At 61.1% G+C, this 17,454-nt stretch carries 16 protein-coding genes; 12 read left to right on the top strand and 4 right to left on the bottom strand.

What is annotated here, in order from left to right:
- The first annotated feature begins 256 nt into the window (after positions 1–256).
- From hypA to hypE, 6 genes are read left to right on the top strand one after another with little or no spacing between them, the layout of a single operon-like run.
- Complete coding sequence (gene hypA, locus B2A78_RS22260; protein WP_077732251.1) at positions 257–598, top strand: hydrogenase maturation nickel metallochaperone HypA; 342 nt, start codon at positions 257–259, stop codon at positions 596–598.
- A gap of 2 nt (positions 599–600) precedes the next feature.
- Positions 601–1,473, top strand: a complete 873-nt coding sequence (gene hypB, locus B2A78_RS22265; protein WP_077732252.1) for a hydrogenase nickel incorporation protein HypB — start codon at positions 601–603, stop codon at positions 1,471–1,473.
- Positions 1,470–3,776 carry a carbamoyltransferase HypF gene (gene hypF, locus B2A78_RS22270; protein ID WP_205780872.1) on the top strand — a complete coding sequence of 769 codons (2,307 nt, stop codon included), beginning with the start codon at positions 1,470–1,472 and terminating at the stop codon, positions 3,774–3,776. Before hypB ends, hypF begins: the two co-directional genes overlap by 4 nt.
- Entirely contained in the window at positions 3,767–4,015 is a 249-nt protein-coding gene (locus tag B2A78_RS22275; protein WP_077732254.1) for a HypC/HybG/HupF family hydrogenase formation chaperone, read from the top strand. Before hypF ends, B2A78_RS22275 begins: the two co-directional genes overlap by 10 nt.
- Positions 4,002–5,093, top strand: coding sequence for a hydrogenase formation protein HypD (gene hypD / locus B2A78_RS22280; RefSeq protein WP_077732255.1), 1,092 nt, complete (start codon positions 4,002–4,004; stop codon positions 5,091–5,093). Before B2A78_RS22275 ends, hypD begins: the two co-directional genes overlap by 14 nt.
- Before the next feature lie 22 nt (positions 5,094–5,115).
- Positions 5,116–6,147, top strand: coding sequence for a hydrogenase expression/formation protein HypE (gene hypE / locus B2A78_RS22285; protein ID WP_276205416.1), 1,032 nt, complete (start codon positions 5,116–5,118; stop codon positions 6,145–6,147).
- A 166-nt stretch (positions 6,148–6,313) separates the two neighbouring features.
- On the opposite strand, the gene B2A78_RS22290 is transcribed toward hypE, so the two are convergent.
- Positions 6,314–6,979 (bottom strand): class I SAM-dependent methyltransferase, encoded by a 666-nt coding sequence (locus B2A78_RS22290; RefSeq protein WP_077732256.1) that lies wholly within the window; start codon positions 6,977–6,979, stop codon positions 6,314–6,316.
- Positions 6,980–7,186: 207 nt separating this feature from the next.
- Between B2A78_RS22290 and B2A78_RS22295 the strand changes: the two genes are divergently transcribed.
- The 6 genes from B2A78_RS22295 (at position 7,187) to B2A78_RS22320 (ending at position 14,573) form a co-directional block, all read left to right on the top strand.
- Positions 7,187–8,233 carry a VIT1/CCC1 transporter family protein gene (locus B2A78_RS22295; protein WP_077732257.1) on the top strand — a complete coding sequence of 349 codons (1,047 nt, stop codon included), beginning with the start codon at positions 7,187–7,189 and terminating at the stop codon, positions 8,231–8,233.
- 213 nt (positions 8,234–8,446) lie between these two features.
- A complete protein-coding gene (locus B2A78_RS22300; RefSeq protein ID WP_077732258.1) occupies positions 8,447–9,304 on the top strand; it encodes a DUF2231 domain-containing protein in 858 nt (285 codons plus the stop codon).
- Between the two features lie 337 nt (positions 9,305–9,641).
- Positions 9,642–9,890, top strand: coding sequence for an OadG family protein (locus B2A78_RS22305; RefSeq protein WP_077732259.1), 249 nt, complete (start codon positions 9,642–9,644; stop codon positions 9,888–9,890).
- 30 nt (positions 9,891–9,920) lie between these two features.
- Positions 9,921–11,714: a sodium-extruding oxaloacetate decarboxylase subunit alpha gene (gene oadA / locus B2A78_RS22310; protein ID WP_077732260.1), complete on the top strand. Its 1,794-nt coding sequence runs from the start codon at positions 9,921–9,923 to the stop codon at positions 11,712–11,714.
- An 8-nt stretch (positions 11,715–11,722) separates the two neighbouring features.
- A complete protein-coding gene (locus tag B2A78_RS22315; RefSeq protein ID WP_077732261.1) occupies positions 11,723–12,850 on the top strand; it encodes a sodium ion-translocating decarboxylase subunit beta in 1,128 nt (375 codons plus the stop codon).
- Between the two features lie 358 nt (positions 12,851–13,208).
- Positions 13,209–14,573 (top strand): NAD-dependent succinate-semialdehyde dehydrogenase, encoded by a 1,365-nt coding sequence (locus B2A78_RS22320; protein WP_077732262.1) that lies wholly within the window; start codon positions 13,209–13,211, stop codon positions 14,571–14,573.
- A gap of 89 nt (positions 14,574–14,662) precedes the next feature.
- Here B2A78_RS22320 and phaR read toward each other — a convergent pair whose 3' ends face one another.
- The 3 genes from phaR to B2A78_RS22335 all read right to left on the bottom strand — a co-directional run bounded on the left by phaR (position 14,663) and on the right by B2A78_RS22335 (position 17,371).
- On the bottom strand, positions 14,663–15,211 hold the full coding sequence (gene phaR, locus B2A78_RS22325) for a polyhydroxyalkanoate synthesis repressor PhaR (RefSeq protein ID WP_077732263.1): 549 nt from the start codon (positions 15,209–15,211) through the stop codon (positions 14,663–14,665).
- 21 nt (positions 15,212–15,232) lie between these two features.
- On the bottom strand, positions 15,233–15,979 hold the full coding sequence (gene phbB / locus B2A78_RS22330) for an acetoacetyl-CoA reductase (RefSeq protein ID WP_077732264.1): 747 nt from the start codon (positions 15,977–15,979) through the stop codon (positions 15,233–15,235).
- A gap of 213 nt (positions 15,980–16,192) precedes the next feature.
- The gene (locus tag B2A78_RS22335) at positions 16,193–17,371 is read right to left on the bottom strand and encodes an acetyl-CoA C-acetyltransferase (RefSeq protein WP_077732265.1); all 1,179 of its coding nucleotides are present in this window, start codon (positions 17,369–17,371) and stop codon (positions 16,193–16,195) included.
- Positions 17,372–17,454: the final 83 nt, after the last annotated feature.

Genomic DNA, 17,454 nt, shown 5'->3' on the forward strand with positions numbered 1-17,454 from the left:
AAAATTAATGCCTTATTGAAAGCGATTTGGAATTAATCCGTCGTCAACGCACCGCCTAGGGAAGGGCGGCGTCAATCTGGACATATGTCCCCTGCTCGATAAGACGGGCGAACTCCGGAAAAAAAGACGAGCAACCTCTGTCTCAAGCGATGGCCGCTGTCAAAGCGGCCGTGTGCGAGTAGAATTCTTTCCCCATGGGTCGAGGTTTTTCAGGGCTTCGTTTTTTGCTTCATCAGGTTATTGTTTTCTATTCGCTATGCATGAACTCTCCCTCTGCCAAGGCATCGTCGATATCCTGGAGACCGAAGCGGGCAAGCAGCACTTTGCGCGGGTGCGCAAGGTCAGATTGTTGGTCGGTCCTCTCGCGGGGGTCGATCGTGCAGCCTTGGGCTTCGGCTTCGAAGCGGTGAGCCTGGATACGATCGCCGAAGGAGCGGAACTGGAATTCATCGATACGCCGGGCCTGGCCTGGTGTTTTACTTGCGATCGTACGGTGGAAATCGCGCACTATTACGACCCGTGTCCCACATGCGGCGGGCATCGCCTGAAAGTGACCGGGGGCGAGGAATTCAGAATTCTCGATTTGGAGGTGGAATAAGCATGTGTACCGTTTGCGGCTGCGGCGAAGCCGATCAGCACCATCACGCTCACGCCCACGATTCGGAGCATGAGCATACCCACGATCACGGCCATGACCATGGTCATCACCATCATCACCACGGCCAAGGCGCTGCCGGACTGAGTATTGACGGTCTCAGCCAGGAGCGCATCGTTCGCATCGAACAGGACATTCTCGGCCGCAACGACGCCCATGCCCGCGGCAACCGAAACTTCTTCGAAAGCCACGGCATTCTGGCCGTGAACCTGCTTTCGAGCCCCGGGTCTGGCAAGACCACGCTGCTCGAGCGCAGCATCGCGGATCTTAAGGAGCGGTTCGACGTCAGCGTGATCGAAGGCGACCAGCAGACCGAGAACGATGCGGAGCGCATACGCGCCACCGGCGTTCCGGTGTTGCAGATCAACACCGGCAAGGGCTGCCATCTGGACGCTCACATGGTCGGCCATGGCGTGCAAGATCTCAAGCCCGCCGATTACGGCATCCTGTTCATCGAGAATGTCGGCAACCTGGTCTGTCCGGCGTTGTTCGACCTGGGAGAGGCGGCCCGCGTGGTCATCCTCTCGGTCACCGAGGGCGAGGACAAGCCGCTGAAATACCCGGACATGTTCCATCGCGCCGATCTGGTCCTGATCAACAAGATCGATCTGTTGCCGTATCTGCGTTTCGACATCGAGCGCTGCCTCGGCTATTTGCAGCAGGTCAATCCGGACGTGGAAACGATCCGTGTTTCGGCCACTACGGGGGAAGGGATGGACCAGTGGTACGGATGGCTGGAACGACGCCGCAAGGCGCTGTTGGCCGAACGACTGGCGGGACTGGAGCGTCAGGCCGCGGCGATTCGGGCGCGGATTTGAGCGTTGCCGCCGAGGCCGGACGGCAGCGCCGGCGGCTGACGCTGAGCGGTCTGGTGCAGGGCGTGGGTATGCGGCCTTTCGTGTACCGCCTGGCGCGGGAACTGGACTTGGCCGGCCGGGTATCCAACGGCCCGGAAGGGGTCATCATCGAGGCGGAAGGCGACGCGCCGGCTTTGGCGGCATTCGAAATCCGTCTGAAGCGCGAATGCCCGCCGCAGGCCGACATCGTCGATTGCAGCGTAGAAAGCGTTCCCGCCGTCGGCGAGCGAAATTTCCGGGTCGCGGCGAGCCGTGCGGATGGCGCAGTCGCTCCGTTCGCTCTGCCGGATCTGGCCCCATGCCCGGACTGTCTTCGGGAACTGTTCGATCCCGGCGACCGCCGATTCCGTTATCCCTTCGTCAGCTGCACCCACTGCGGCCCCCGCTACAGCATCCTGGACGCCTTGCCGTTCGACCGCGAACGCACCGCCATGGCCGGTTTTCCCCTGTGCGCGGACTGCCTCGAAGAGTACTGCGACCCGTCGGACCGGCGTTTTCATGCCCAGACCACGTGCTGTCCGGACTGTGGCCCGACCTTGGCACTCTGGGACGCCGCCGGTCGCACGCTAGCGCATGGCGACGAGGCGATGTTGCAAGCCGTCGAGCGCTTGCGGCAGGGACAGGTGCTGGCGCTTCAAGGGGTGGGCGGATTCCAATTGCTGGTCGATGCGGCGGATGAAAAAGCGGTGCAGCGTCTGCGCGAACGCAAACACCGGCCCCACAAGCCGCTGGCGCTGATGGTGGCTGACCTCGCGGCGGCACGCGAGCTTTGCGATGTGACCGACGCTGAAACGCGGCTGCTGACGTCATCGGCAGCGCCCATCGTGCTACTGCGCCGCCGCGATGCGTCCGGGTCGATCGCATCCGGCATTGCGCCGGGGCAGAATCACCTGGGGCTAATGCTACCGGCCTCGCCCGTGCACCATCTGTTGGCGCGGGATTTCGGCGCGCCGCTGGTTTGTACCAGCGGCAACCGGGGCAACGAACCGATCTGCATCGCGCCCGAGGAGGCTCAACAACGCCTGGCCGGCATCGCCGACGGTTTCCTGGTGCACGACAGGCCGATACGGCAGCCTTTGGACGATTCCGTGCTTCGCATCGCCGACGGAAAGCCCCTGATGTTGCGACGCGCCCGAGGTTATGTGCCGCGCCCGGTGACTCTGGATGCGGATACGCCGCCGATCCTGGCCGCCGGAGGGCATCTCAAGAACACGGTTGCCTATGCGGACGGCGGGCGCGTGATCTTGAGCCAGCACCTCGGCGATCTCGATACGGCGGAGTCACTGGATCGCCATCGCGCCACCGCCGGTCTGCTTCCGTGCCTGTTCGGCCGTCCGCCTCGGTCGGTCGCATGCGATCTGCACCCCGATTACGCCGCCGGCCGCTGGGCCGAAACCGCCGGGCTGCCGCTGCGGCGCGTGCCTCACCATCTTGCCCACGCGCTGGCCTGCATGGCCGAGCATAGTTTGAAGCCGCCGCTTCTGGCCGTGACCTGGGACGGCTTGGGACTGGGCGAAGACGGCACGCTGTGGGGCGGGGAATTCCTGCGCATCGCCCCGGACGGTCATCGCCGCATCGCCGGCCTGCTGCCGCTGTGCCTTCCCGGCGGCGAACGCGCGATCAAGGACCCGCGGCGATCGGCCCTAAGCGTGTTGTACGCCCTGCACGGCGAGCAAACGCCGGACTACTTGCCGGCCATGCTGGAACCGCGGTTTAAACCGGCTGATCTGACTGCGTTATTGCGGCTGCTGCAGACCGGCACGCGGTCGCCCGGGTGCAGCAGCGCGGGGCGCTTGTTCGACGCGGCCGCGAGTCTTTTGGGACTGTGTCAGGACGTCAGCTTCGAGGGGCAGGCGGCGATGGCGCTGGAGGCCTCTGCGGAGCAAAGCGGGGAGGGCGACGGGACGACTTATCCGATGCCCGTGATCGACGGCGAGCCGAAACGGCTGGACTGGCGTCCCTTGTTCCGGGCGCTGTTGGACGACCACGCGGCCGGCGTGCCGGCGACCGTTCTCGCCTTTCGGTTTCACGCCAGCCTTGCGGCCGCCATTACCGACGTCGCGCTTGCCGAACCAATTTCCACCGTCGCCCTGGCCGGCGGCTGTTTTCAGAACCGCCTGCTGCTGGAGCTGTGCGCAGAGCGGCTCCGCAATGCCGGCTTGCGGGTATACTGGCCGGAGCAGATACCCCCCAATGACGGCGGCCTGGCGCTGGGCCAGATCGCTGCCGCGACATTTTCCGAGGAGCTTCTCACATGTGTCTAGCCGTACCCGGTCAGATCCTCTCCATCGAACAGGCCGACGATCCCTTGCTGCGATCCGGTCGGGTCGATTTCGGCGGCGTGGTCAAGGTGGTGAACCTGGCCTATGTACCGGAAGCCGAAGTTGGCGACTATGTCATCGTTCACGCCGGTTTCGCGATTTCGCGCCTGGACGAGGCCGAAGCGCAGGCGGTGCTGAAGGAGATTGCCGCATTGGAGGGCATAACCGATGAAATATCTTGACGAATACCGCGACGCCGCGTCGGTCAAGGCCCTGGCCGACGCCATCGCACGCCGGCAGACCAGGCCTTGGACTCTGATGGAGGTCTGCGGCGGGCAGACCCATTCCATCGTCAAGCACGGCCTGGACCGCTTGCTGCCGCCGTCGCTCAGCCTGATCCACGGTCCCGGCTGCCCGGTTTGTGTGACCCCGGAAGCCATCATCGACCAGGCGCTGGAATTGGCGGCCCGGCCCGACGTCATCTTCTGTTCCTTCGGCGACATGCTGCGGGTGCCGGGTTCGCAACACGACTTGTTGACGGTCAGGGCCCGCGGCGGCGACGTGCGCATGGTTTATTCGCCCCTGGATGCGCTGAATCTGGCCCGCGAACATCCGGAGCGCCAGGTGGTGTTCTTCGCCGTGGGTTTCGAAACCACCGCGCCGACGACTGCGATGGCCGTGTTGCAGGCTCAGCGCTTCGGAATCAAGAACTTTTCCTTGCTGGTCGCCCACGTGAGGGTGCCGCCTGCGGTGGAAACCTTGTTATCGGCGCCCGACAACCGGGTCAACGGTCTGCTGGCGGCGGGCCACGTTTGTGCGGTGATGGGCTACACCGAATACGAGCCCATAGCCGCCCGTTTTCGCGCGCCCATCGTGGTGACCGGGTTCGAGCCCCTGGACATCCTGCGCGGCGTCCTGAGCTGCGTGGAGCAATTGGAAGAGGGGCGCGCCGAAGTTGAGAACCGCTATGGCCGTGCGGTGAGCCGGGAGGGCAATCGACCGGCCCAGGCGCTGATGGAGCAAGTTTTCGAACCCGTCACACTGAGCTGGCGCGGCCTGGACGCCATCGCAGACAGCGGCCTGGGACTGCGTCCCGAGTTTGCCGATTTCGATGCGGTGCGCCGCTTCGAGCTATCTGTTCGGAAGACTGCCAGCGCCGGTCCCTGCCGCAGCGGAGAGGTCTTGACCGGGCGGCTGAAACCCTTCGAGTGTCCCGCCTTCGGCACGGCCTGCACCCCGGAACATCCCCTGGGCGCAACCATGGTTTCGTCGGAAGGCGCCTGCGCCGCTTATTACCGCTACCGCCGCGATGCCGCCTGAAGCCATGAGCGACGACACCCGGTTGATTTGCCCGGCGCCCATAGGCCAGTACGCCCAGATCGTCATGGCCCATGGCGGAGGCGGGCGGCTGATGCAGCAATTGCTGGAGCGCCTGGTGCGCCCGGCCTTCGCCAACCCGCACCTGGACCAGCGCCACGACAGCGCGGTCTTGGACGTGGGCGGTAAGCGGCTGGCCTTCACCACCGACGGCTACGTGGTCAAGCCGCTGTTCTTCCCCGGCGGCGACATCGGCAAGCTGGCGGTGTGCGGCACCTTGAACGATCTCGCGATGAGCGGTGCGAAACCCTTGTTCCTGAGCGCCGCGCTGGTGATCGAGGAAGGTTTTCCGGTCGATGATCTGGCGCGCGTTCTGGCCAGCATGAACGCCGCGGCGCAGGCGGCGGGAACGGCGATCGTCACCGGCGACACCAAGGTGGTCGAAAACGGCAAGGGGGACGGGCTGTACATCGCGACCAGCGGCATCGGCCTGATCGAACATGACCTGCAAATAGCCCCCGCCGGCATTCGGGAAGGCGATGCGATCCTGCTGAGCGGCGACATCGGCCGCCATGGCGTCGCGATCATCGCCGAGCGGGAAGGGCTGGGCTTCGAAACCGCCGTCGAAAGCGATTGCGCGGACCTGTCCGGCCTCGTGATGCAATTGCTGGCGGCCGGCGTCGAGCTGCATTGCCTGCGCGATCTGACCCGCGGCGGGTTGGCGGCGGCGGTGCTGGAGCTAGCCAGGGATGCCGGGTTCGACATGGAGCTGAACGAGGACGCCATACCGGTCGCCACGCCGGTGCGGGGCGCCTGCGAAATCCTCGGTTTCGACCCGCTCTACGTGGCCAACGAAGGCCGCATGGTCCTTTTCGTTCCGGCGAGCGCCGTAGGCCGGGCGATGGATGTGCTGCACGCCCATCCTTTGGGACGCGATGCGTCTCTCATCGGGCGGGTCGGCGCGGCGGGCGAAGGGCGAGTCGGCCTGCGCAACCCGTACGGCATCGTCCGCGTACTCGACCTTCCGAGCGGCGAACAACTGCCGAGGATCTGTTGAGTGCTCGCTAGTACTCAGTAAGTAGCCAGGATGCAACGCAGTGAAATCCGGGAAGGTCGGAGCACCGATCATCCCGGATTCAGCAAGGCTTCATCCGGGCTACGCTGGCGGAAGTTAGGTCTCTCCTTCTTGCCCGTCGCGCCAGGGTAGAGATGGCCAACCGCCATCAGCCCCAAGCGCGCCCTGAAAAAAGAGCCACGCATCCGACGACCTCGACGGAAACCTCGCGAAACCGCTGATTAAGCGCCGCCTTCAGTCCGTCCAGACTGTCGTGCGCGTTCGACATGATTCCCTTCTTGTTGTAGATGTCCATGAGGCGCTTCGCGAATCGACTTCGCGGAACGCCGCCCTGGAGCAGGGTCGAACCGAACAGGACCGCACCGGGATTCATCAGCGCCTTGAGGTGATCGAAAGCGACCGCCTTGGATTCGATGGGCCCCGGAAGGCAGTGGAGCAGGTAATTGATCCCGACCGAATCGAATTTCGGCTCGTCGATGGATATGGGTGCCAGGACGTTGCGGACATAGGTTTCCGGCTGATATCGGGCGATGCGCCGGGAGGCGAAATCCAGCGAGGTCTCGTTGAGGTCCATCAGTGCAACGCGCGGTACCAGCATCGGAAAGCGGCACTTATCCACAAAATAGCCGGTGCCGACGCCGACATCCAAATGATTCGCCGTGACGTGTTTGTTGTAATGCTCTACGAGTCGCTGAGTTGGGCACTTCCAAATCAGTCGGTTGGATAGCCCGAGCACGGCAAGGTCGTAGATTTTCAGGATAGGTCGGGTATAGACGGCCTGGCCGGCGTGAATCTGGTCTGCGGTAAAGCTCATTGCTCTTGTCTCCCTGTTGTGAATCCCGCACTCAAATCGGGACGATCGACCGGCTTGAGCTCGAGTGATGACTCGGCCTTCAAACGAAGATACATCCCGGATGTCTTCTCGTCCTCAGAGTCGGTATTATGCCCATGGAGGCTGTGCAACGAACAAGGTTTTACGCCGACGCCCGTCCCACACCGATATTCCCATCATTCCAGACCCATGTCCCTTCTCAACAGTTGGTTTCAGGAAAAGCAATCAGCCTGGTTGTATCGCGTGATCGCCGCCGCCGAGAACAATCGCCGGATGCGGCGTTTGTTTCGCAAGCTCGCCGAACAGGCCGACACTCAAGCTGCGCTTTGGGAGAGCCGTTTGAAGGCGGAAGGTTCCGCGTTGCCGCCTTTCAAGCCGACGCCGCGGGCCCGATTGATCGGCCGCCTGGTTCGGGCGTTCGGCCCGAAGGCCCTGCGCCCGGTTCTGGCCAGCATGAAGATCCGGGGGCTTTCCGCCTATTCGGGCCAAGGGCTGGAGACACGCCATGCGATGCCCACCAGCGCCGAAGATGTAGGCCGGCGCCATAAAGGGGTGGCCGGCGGCAACCTGCGGGCGGCCGTATTCGGCGTCAACGACGGACTGTTGTCGAACACTAGCTTGATCTTGGGTATGGCCGGAGCGAGCACGGGGACCGGGATGGTGGCGATGGCCGGCATCGCCGGTTTGTTGGCCGGCGCTTTGTCCATGGCGGCGGGGGAGTATGTGTCGATGCGGTCGCAGCGGGAGTTGTTCGAATACCAGATCGATCTCGAACGGGCGGAGTTCGCGATGTTCCCGGAAGAAGAAGTCGAGGAGCTGGCGGTCATTTATGCGGCCCGCGGCATGAGTTTGCAGCAGGCGCGCCGCGCCACCCGACAGATGATGAGCGACCCGGAAAACGCCCTGGATCTTCTGGCGCGCGAGGAACTGGGCGTAAATCCTGACGATTTGGGTTCGCCCTGGGGCGCCGCGTTGTTCTCTTTTCTGGCATTTTCAGGGGGCGCGAGCATCCCGCTCATCCCGTTTCTCCTGGGGTTCGACATGCATAGAGGCGTTCAGATCGCGGGTCTCTCAGCCGGAGTCAGTTTGTTTGCAATCGGGGCATGCTTGAGTCTCTTCACCGGCCGGAGTGCTCTGTTGGGCGGTCTGCGCATGGTGCTGATCGGCGGCATCGCCGGCATCGTGACGTATGCCATCGGTTCATTGATTGCCCCAGGTGCGCCGGGCCTGACCTGATGAGCGATCCAGCGCGACGTTATACCCGGTGTGGGCTTTTCAGATTCCATATCGAAAGGAGATCGCGGACGGAAAAACGAAGCGAAAGTGGGGTAGGTTTCGATTCCAGGCGTTCTCTGCGAAACTTGTTTTAAGAAAGGGCGACTAAGAAAACGTCTCCGACAGTTCGGCAACGACCCCATTTGACCTTCAACTCAGTATTCGGAAGCGATCATGTTCAATTTTCCAGGTCCGGATTTGATCGGACACTTCATATCCCCCGCCGTGCACGGAGCCGGCGACGGAAATGGCGGCGGATTCCTAATGGTTGTCGAGAGCGCGCTCGACACCGTTTCCCGGACGCTCGAGTCCGGATCTTCCGGCAATCCGTTTGCCGGCATCGAGGCGCTGGGAACCAATTGGCACCCGCTAATTGTCCACTTTCCGATCGCTTTTCTGACCGGTTTTTTTCTGCTCGAGCTCATAGGCGTGGTGCTAAGACAGCCGGGTCTGCGGCATGCTGCAAGCTGGATGCTTTATTTGGGGGCTTTGGGCGCCATCGCGGCCGCCGTTGCCGGATTGATCGCGGAAGACACCGTTCCCCACGGCAGCGCCGTACACGACATCATGGAATGGCATGAAAGGCTGGGATTGACAGTGGCAGGTTTGTCATCGACCCTGGCCATTTGGCGCCTCTTCGGTAGGGAACGATTTTCCGCCATGGGTCAGGCTTTACACTTGTTCCTGGGAGCGATCATCCTCGCCGGCATCGTTTTTGCCGCGGACTTGGGAGGATTGATGGTTTACCAGCATGGTGTCGGGGTAAAAAGTCTACAGGTCGCAGACGACCACCATCATGATGATGGTAACGAGCATCGCCCAGCCGGCTCGGACATGGCTTTGGATGCTCATCGCGAACCGGATTCCGAGGAGGCCGTGCATATCCATGACGAACCGGGCTCCGAGGAGACCTTGCATACCCATGACGAACCGGCCTCCGACGAAACTGCGCATGCCCACGGCAAACCCGGTTCCGACAAGGCAGTTCATACCCACGGTAAACCGCATTCCGGCAAGGCTCTGGCGAAATAATCCAAACTGTCTAAACCGGAATTTCTGGCCGGAGGACGAGCGGGGCAGGGTACCAGGGTTCAAGCAACCTCTGCCGATAGCACTCGGTCGGCGCGACCGATAGGGCCATGGCCGAAATCCGTAATTCTCGTAGCAAACGGAAAGCCGTCGGCGGCGGTTCTGCCGGCCCTACGGCGAATTAATCTCACCCGAGCCCGCCTCGCTCGCAAGGCCGAGCATCCCTGTGCAGTCAAGCGCTCCGGGACTCGGGAGTTGCTGCAATTCCGTGACAATCCCGTTCGACTTTCGCCGGTTTGCACATTATCATTCGTCCGTTTGCTCAAAGCTTTTGCGAGACATGGAATATTCAATAGCCGAATTGCTGCTTTCCGGTATCAAGCTCATGCTGATCGGCATGACGATCGTGTATCTCTTTTTAGCGTTGCTGGTCTGGGTAATCGGTATTACATCGAAATTGCTCAATCGCTACGTACCCGAACCGGAACACGCTCCAGGCGCTTCTGTCCAGGCCCCGGATGTCGAGTCGGATCAATCCGAAATCGTAGCCGCCATAACGGCGGCCATTCACCGGTACCAGAATCAATAACATACAGAGAAGAACTTAGGAGTTTGTTCCATGGCTAACCCCTTAGGCATAACCGACGTCGTTCTGCGCGACGCGCATCAGTCCCTGTTGGCTACCCGTTTGCGGCTCGAGGACATGCTGCCGATTTGCGACAAGTTGGATCAAGTCGGTTTCTGGTCGCTCGAAAGCTGGGGGGGAGCGACCTTCGACGCCTGCATTCGTTATTTGGGCGAAGACCCGTGGGAGCGTTTGCGCGCGCTCAAAAAGGCGCTGCCTCGTACCCGACTGCAAATGCTGCTGCGCGGGCAGAACCTGCTCGGCTATCGTCATTACGCCGACGACGTGGTGGACAAGTTCGTCGAGCGGGCGGCGGAAAACGGCGTGGACGTGTTCCGCATCTTCGACGCGTTGAACGACCTGCGCAATTTCGAAAGAGCCATCAAAGCGACGATCAATGCGGGCAAGCACGCCCAGGGCACCATCTCTTACACCGTGAGCCCGGTGCATACCATCCCGATGTGGGTCGACTTGGCGAAACGCCTGGAGGACATGGGCGCGCACTCCATCTGCATCAAGGACATGGCCGGACTCTTGAAGCCTTATGTAGCCGAGGAACTGATCAAGAAGCTGAAAAAGGCCGTCAAGGTTCCGATTCACATGCAGTGTCATGCGACGACCGGGCTCAGCACTGCGGCCATCGTCAAGGCGGTGGAAGCCGGCATCGATAATGTTGACACCGCGATCTCGTCGATGAGCATGACCTACGGCCACAGCCCCACCGAAGCCATCGTGGCGACCTATCAGGGGCATAAGCGGGACACCGGTCTGGATCTGCGCCTTCTTGAAGAGATCGCCGCTTATTTCCGCGAGGTCCGGAAGAAATACGCCAAGTTCGAGGGCAGCCTGAAGGGTGTCGACAGCCGCATCCTGGTGGCGCAAGTTCCCGGCGGCATGTTGACCAACATGGAAAGCCAGTTGAAAGAGCAGGGGGCTCTGGACCGCTTCGACGAAGTGTTGGAAGAGATTCCGAGGGTTCGCAAAGATTTGGGCTTCATTCCGCTGGTTACGCCGACTTCGCAGATCGTCGGGACCCAGGCCGTGATCAACGTGCTGTCGGGCGAGCGCTACAAAACGATTGCCAAGGAAACCGCCGGCGTGCTCAGGGGCGAATACGGGGCGACGCCCGCTCCGGTCAATAAAGAGTTGCAACAGCGGGTGCTCGAAGGTTCCGAGCCTATCACTTGCCGGCCGGCGGACCTGCTGGAGCCCGAAATGGACAAGCTGACGGCGGAACTCAGGAAAATGGCTGCCGAGCACAAGGTCAATCTGACGGAAAACGAAGTGGACGACGTGCTGACTTACGCGCTGTTTCCCCAGATCGGTTGGCGCTTCCTTCAGAACCGCGGCAATCCTTCGGCTTTCGAGCCGGCGCCGGGAACGGAAGAGACTCCGAAGTCCGAAGCTCCGAGAGCCGAAGTTACGCAGGCGGCGGCATTCTCGGACGGGGCCAAGGCCTATACCGTCACGGTCAACGGCAGGGTTTATCACGTCGAGGTCGCTCCGGGAGGCGCCATCACGTCGGTGCAACCTGTCGCGGGTTCGACCGTGCAGCCCGCCGTTCGCATCGGTACGGGGGAAGCGGTGAAGGCACCTATGGCCGGACATATTCTTCGGATCAACGTCAAGGAAGGCCAGACCGTTACGGAAAGCGAGGTCGTGGTGGTGATGGAAGCCATGAAGATGGAAACCGAGGTTCGCACGCGTGTAGGCGGAACGGTGGGCCACATCGCGGTCAAGGTCGGCGATACCGTCGCGGCCAACGATGTCTTGCTGACCCTGGGATGAGGTAACCGATGGAGGGTTTCATCCAGCTTTGGCAAAGCACCGGTTTGTCCAATTTCCAGATTGGCCAGGTGCTCATGATGGGCGTCGGCTTTCTCCTGATTTTCCTGGCTATTCGCAAGGGTTTCGAGCCGCTGCTCCTGCTTCCCATCGGATTTGGCGCCGTGTTGAGCAATATTCCGGTAGCCGGTATCGCAGAGGAGGGGGGGCTGCTGTCGTATCTTTACTACGGCATTAAAACGGGAATTTTCCCACTGCTCATCTTCATGGGCGTCGGGGCGATGACCGACTTCGGGCCCATGCTGGCGAACCCCAAGACCCTGCTCTTGGGAGCGGCCGCGCAATTCGGCATCTTCGGAACCTTGTTCGGGGCATTGGCGCTGAACCTGGTTCCGGGCCTCACCTTTTCTTTCAAGGATGCCGCAGCCATCGCCATCATCGGCGGAGCGGACGGGCCCACGGCGATTTACGTCGCCTCCAAGCTTGCGCCGGAACTATTGGGCGCGATCGCGGTGGCGGCTTATTCCTACATGGCTTTGGTGCCCCTGATTCAGCCGCCGATCATGCGCGCCTTGACGACGTCCGAGGAGCGCTTGATCGAGATGGCGCAGCTTCGGATCGTCAGCCGCAAGGAAAAGATCATTTTTCCGGTGGTCTTGCTGATCCTCACCGCGATGTTGCTGCCATCGGCCGCGCCTTTGATCGGTATGTTCTGCCTGGGCAATCTGATGCGCGAATGCGGCGTCGTCGAGCGTTTGAGCAAGACTGCACAGAACGAGCTGATCAATATCGTCACGATCTTTCTGGGGCTTTCGGTCGGATCGAAACTGAGCGCGGCGCAGTTCTTGCGGCCGGAAACCTTGGGCATTCTGGTACTCGGAGCCATCGCCTTCAGCTTCGGCACCGCGTCCGGTGTGCTCATGGCGAAGATGATGAATAAGTTCAGCGAAAACAAGGTCAATCCCCTCATCGGCGCGGCCGGCGTTTCGGCGGTGCCGATGTCCGCTAGGGTAGCCAACAAGGTCGGGCAGGAGAGTAATCCGTACAACTTCCTGCTCATGCACGCCATGGGGCCGAACGTGGCCGGAGTCATCGGTTCGGCGGTGGCGGCCGGCGTTCTCTTGGCTTTGGTCCAGTAACCGCGGTTCGCCGGAGACTTGTTCACGGCGGTCCTGCTCTAGAATTTTTCCGGTTTGGCGTAGCATCCACTGGATGCCGCAGGCCGAGAATTCCTTCCCGGCGTCGGCAAAGGATTGCCGACCTACAGCACCTGGCCCCTTATCGCGGCCTACAGAACCCAGTCACCGATCCGTTGCCAACAAACGTGTCTGACTCGCCAGAAGACCGGAATGAGCGAAGCGTTTCCGGCCTAGCCGTAAACCATAACTCTCGCGCATACCGCTGGTCCAATACTGGGACAAACCCCGAATTAGGCGTGCGAATTCCAAGAGCCTTTGGATAACACGCCGCTCTCACTCCCTATCAGCGAGGAGAACGATGGACTTCACAAGCATCAACCCGACAACTGGCGAGATGATCAAGCGCTATGCCTCGTGGACCGACAGCGAACTCGAACAGGCTTTGCGACTGACGGCGGACGCATCGCCGGCCTGGCAATCGACTCGAATCGCCGACCGCTGCGAACGGCTGGAAAAAGTCGCCGCCGCGCTGCGAAACCGTTCGGATTCTTATGCCGCGCAAATCACCCTCGAAATGGGAAAACCGATTCGCGAGGCGCGCGCCGAAATCGAAAAATGCGCGTGGGTCTGCGAGTTCTTCGCTAAAAATGCCGAAAGTTTTTTGCAGGACGAACCGGTCGAGACCGACGCAAGCCGAAGTTACGTGGCATTTCAGCCCCTCGGAACGGTGATGGGCATCATGCCCTGGAATTTTCCTTTCTGGCAGGTATTCCGGTTCGCCGTGCCGGTACTGGCGGCGGGCAACTGCGCCTTGCTGAAGCACGCTTCCAACGTACCCCAGTGCGCCGAAGCGATCGAGGAGGTTTTCCTGGAGTCGGGAGTACCGCCCGGCGTCTTTCAGTGGCTCAGAATCTCTCACGCCCAAAGCGAAAAAGTCATCGAAGATAAGCGAGTTCATGCGATCAGCCTGACCGGGAGCGAACTGGCGGGACGGCGGATAGCGGCCTTGGCCGGAAAAAGCCTCAAGAAGACGGTTCTGGAGCTCGGAGGCTCGGACCCCTTCGTCGTTCTGGCCGACGCCGACCTGGAACTCGCCGCGACGACCGCGGTAACCGCGCGGTTCCAAAATTGCGGCCAAAGCTGTATCGCGGCCAAGCGCTTCATTCTGGTCGAATCCATCGCGGATGAATTCCTGGCGTTGCTCAAATCAAAAGTCGACGCGCTGGCGATCGGCGACCCTGCACGGGAAGAAACCCAGATCGGCCCGATGGCGAGGAGCGATCTCCGCGATGGAGTCCATCGCGCGGTCATCGAATCCGTTCGGCAGGGAGCGGTCATTCTTTCAGGCTCCGAGCCGATCGAAGGACCGGGTTATTTTTACCGGCCCTCGATCTTGGATCGGGTACAACCCGGAATGCCGGCATACGAGGAAGAGCTGTTCGGACCGGTCGCCGTGGTGTTGCGGGCGAGCGATGAGAAGGAAGCGCTTGAAATCGCAAACCGGCATCGCTACGGCCTCGGCGCATCGGTTTGGACACGCGATCGGGCCAGGGGCGAAGACTTTGCGCGGCGACTCCAATGCGGCGCCGCTTTCGTTAATGGCATGGTCAAGAGCGATCCGCGCATGCCTTTCGGTGGCGTGAAGGATTCGGGCTACGGGCGGGAACTGAGTATTTTTGGGTTGCGGGAATTTACCAATATCAAGAGCGTGTGGATCGGCTGACGGGTGACCGGTTTGTCGGCAAGGGATTGCCGACCTACCGCTGTAGGGTGGGTTAGGCGCGCATTGCCACGAGCCATACCGTAAAGGACTTACGCCGAATCGCCTTTAGTCCCCTCTCCCTCTGGAAGAGGGTAAGGGCGTTTGTTTTCTTCGTCCTTTCCATCGTTAGTCCCGCTCGCTTTATCAAGTCCGTATGCCGAGAAAAAGCCGTCCTGCATCGTTTGCCAAAGCTTCAGGTTCTGCCGGGTCAACTCCGTAAACACGGACAAGGGAGCGTTCTTGATCAGATTTGCCATCTGGGCCTGCATCAGCTTTTGCTGCTTTAGAAAGACATCCATGCTTTCCTTGAGATAGGCCGTCATGAAGCCTTGCATCGCATTGCCGTAGGTCCGGATGATCTGTTCCAGAATCTCGGTGGTGAAGATCGGCTGGCCTTTTTCCTCTTCTTCCAGGATCAGCTGCAAGAGAGTGCTCCGGGTGATGTCCTCGTCGGTTTTCGCGTCCACCACCCGGAACTTGATAGCGTCTCTTACGAGTCCGCGGATGTCCCCAAACGTAACGTATTTACTGATGGCCGTGTCGTATAGGCGCCGGTTGGGATATTTCTTGATGATGCGTTCGTTGTATGCGTTGCTCATATTCCGGGGTTGTCATGCGGCCTACCCCATATGTTGGCCGCCGTTGATCGAGAAATCGGCTCCCGTGATGAATCCAGCCTCATCACCCGCCAAAAAGCTTATCAGCCGGGCGACTTCCGAGGGCCGACCGAACCGGCCGACCGGGATTTCCGCCAGGATTTTAGCGCGATGCTCTTCCGGGACGCTCATGATCATCGGCGATTCGATATAACCCGGCGATACCGTGTTTACGGTAACTCCCTTTTTCGCGACTTCGCGAGCGACGGACATCGTGAACCCGTGAATTCCGGCCTTGCTGGCGGCATAGTTCGCCTGGCCGAACTGGCCCTTTTGGCCGTTCACCGAGGAGATGTTGATAATGCGGCCGAAGCCGCGATCCTGCATTCCTTCGATGATGCAGCGCGTGGTGTTGAACACGCCGTCGAGATTGGTACGGAGCACCGTATGCCACTGCTCGGGCGTCATTCTGCGCAAGGTTGCGTCGCTTGTGACGCCTGCGGCATTGACGAGAACGTCTACCCCGCCGTACTTGCGCGCGATGTCTTCGAACACGGCAGTGGTGTGCCCGAAATCCGTGACATCGCATTCCATGGCGTGCATCTCGTAGCCTTCGCTCTTGCGCGCCGCCTCCCACGCGTCGGTGATACAGTCTAGCGCCCGCGGACGGCAAAGGGCAACGACGCGGCTAGGCATCGCGGCCAGGTGCCTGCATATTTCGGTGCCGATAGTTCCGGTTCCCCCGGTTACGACGGCCACTCGTCCATTCATGAGAAAATCCTCCGTGCTAGGTATAAAGCTGGGCCGGGCCGGACCGAACCATTCGGAAATGCCGGGATCGGCTGCCCCCTTGCCCCGGCCTACAAATTATGAAAATCGTAGGTCGGCAATCCCTTGCCGACAAATGTGCTCAGGTCCGGCTTCTCCCAGCAGTTGTACAAATCCTGACAAAGCCGATATGGCTTATCGACCGCCAATCTCCGTCTACCGCTCCACGGCGACGGCGATGCCCTGACCTCCGCCGATGCAAAGCGTGGCGACGCCTTTGTGTACGTCGCGGCGGCGCATTTCGTGCAACAGGGTGACCAGAATCCTCGCGCCGGACGCGCCGATCGGGTGCCCGAGCGCTATGGCGCCGCCGTTGACGTTGAGCTTGTCGGTATCCCATCCAAGTTCGCGGTTGACCGCGATCGCCTGGGCCGCGAAAGCTTCGTTCGCTTCGATCAAATCGAGATCATCGATGGTCCATCCGGCCCGGTTGAGACAACGCCGCGTCGCCGAAATCGGACCGGTTCCCATGATCGCCGGCTCGACACCCGCGGTGCCGAAGGCCGCGATACGGGCCAAAGGCTTCAAACCGTATCGCTCGGCCATATGCGCGGACATCACCAGCACCGCAGCCGCCCCGTCGTTGATACCGGACGAGTTGCCCGGCGTGACGGTACCGTTCGGCCGAAAGGCGGGTTTCAGCTTTGCCAGCGCTTCGGCGGTGGTGCCCGCACGCGGAAATTCATCGGTATCGAACACGATGGCCGGACCTTTGGGCTGCGGAACTTCGATCGGCACGATCTCGTCCCGGAATTTCCCCGCCTTTTGCGCGGCTTCCGTCTTTTGCTGGGAGGCGGCGGCGAAAGCATCCTGTTCTTCCCGGGATATTCCGTACTGATCGACGATATTTTCCGCGGTGCAGCCCATGTGGCAGTCGTGGAAGGCATCCCAAAGCCCGTCCACGATCATGCTGTCGATGAGCGTCCAGTCGCCCATTTTGACTCCGTTGCGCGAATTGGGCAGCAGGTGAGGGGCCGCGCTCATGTTCTCCTGACCGCCCGCAATCACGATTTCCGAGTCCCCGCACTGGATCGACTGCACGGCCAGTTGTACCGCCTTGAGGCCGCTCCCGCATACTTTGTTGATCGTGGTGGCCGACACTTCGACCGGAAGATTGGCCTTGATCGCCGTTTGTCGGGCCGAATTTTGCCCGGTACCGGCGGTGAGCACCTGTCCCATGATGACTTCGTCGATCTGCTGCGGCTCGAGGCCGGTTTTGGAAAGCAGATCCAGGACGAGCTTGGCTCCGAGATGTACGGCCGGAATATTGGCGAGAGTGCCGCCGAATTTACCGATCGCCGTACGCACGGCGCCTACGATTACTACATCTTGCATTGATTGACCTCTTGTTGAGACTGAATTTTGAAATAGGAAAGGGCCGGTGTCGGAGGGCGGACAACCGGCCCGTCGCCTTACGG

Source organism: Methylocaldum sp. 14B (assembly GCF_002005105.1).
Lineage (GTDB): Bacteria > Pseudomonadota > Gammaproteobacteria > Methylococcales > Methylococcaceae > Methylocaldum.

Coding starts and splice junctions, on each gene's coding strand:
- hypA (WP_077732251.1), top strand. CDS start 257: ATGCATGAACTCTCCCTCTGCCAAGGCATCGTCGATATCCTGGAGACC.
- hypB (WP_077732252.1), top strand. CDS start 601: ATGTGTACCGTTTGCGGCTGCGGCGAAGCCGATCAGCACCATCACGCT.
- B2A78_RS22275 (WP_077732254.1), top strand. CDS start 3,767: ATGTGTCTAGCCGTACCCGGTCAGATCCTCTCCATCGAACAGGCCGAC.
- hypD (WP_077732255.1), top strand. CDS start 4,002: ATGAAATATCTTGACGAATACCGCGACGCCGCGTCGGTCAAGGCCCTG.
- B2A78_RS22290 (WP_077732256.1), bottom strand. CDS start 6,979: ATGAGCTTTACCGCAGACCAGATTCACGCCGGCCAGGCCGTCTATACC.
- B2A78_RS22295 (WP_077732257.1), top strand. CDS start 7,187: ATGTCCCTTCTCAACAGTTGGTTTCAGGAAAAGCAATCAGCCTGGTTG.
- B2A78_RS22300 (WP_077732258.1), top strand. CDS start 8,447: ATGTTCAATTTTCCAGGTCCGGATTTGATCGGACACTTCATATCCCCC.
- B2A78_RS22305 (WP_077732259.1), top strand. CDS start 9,642: ATGGAATATTCAATAGCCGAATTGCTGCTTTCCGGTATCAAGCTCATG.
- oadA (WP_077732260.1), top strand. CDS start 9,921: ATGGCTAACCCCTTAGGCATAACCGACGTCGTTCTGCGCGACGCGCAT.
- B2A78_RS22315 (WP_077732261.1), top strand. CDS start 11,723: ATGGAGGGTTTCATCCAGCTTTGGCAAAGCACCGGTTTGTCCAATTTC.
- B2A78_RS22320 (WP_077732262.1), top strand. CDS start 13,209: ATGGACTTCACAAGCATCAACCCGACAACTGGCGAGATGATCAAGCGC.
- phaR (WP_077732263.1), bottom strand. CDS start 15,211: ATGAGCAACGCATACAACGAACGCATCATCAAGAAATATCCCAACCGG.
- phbB (WP_077732264.1), bottom strand. CDS start 15,979: ATGAATGGACGAGTGGCCGTCGTAACCGGGGGAACCGGAACTATCGGC.
- B2A78_RS22335 (WP_077732265.1), bottom strand. CDS start 17,371: ATGCAAGATGTAGTAATCGTAGGCGCCGTGCGTACGGCGATCGGTAAA.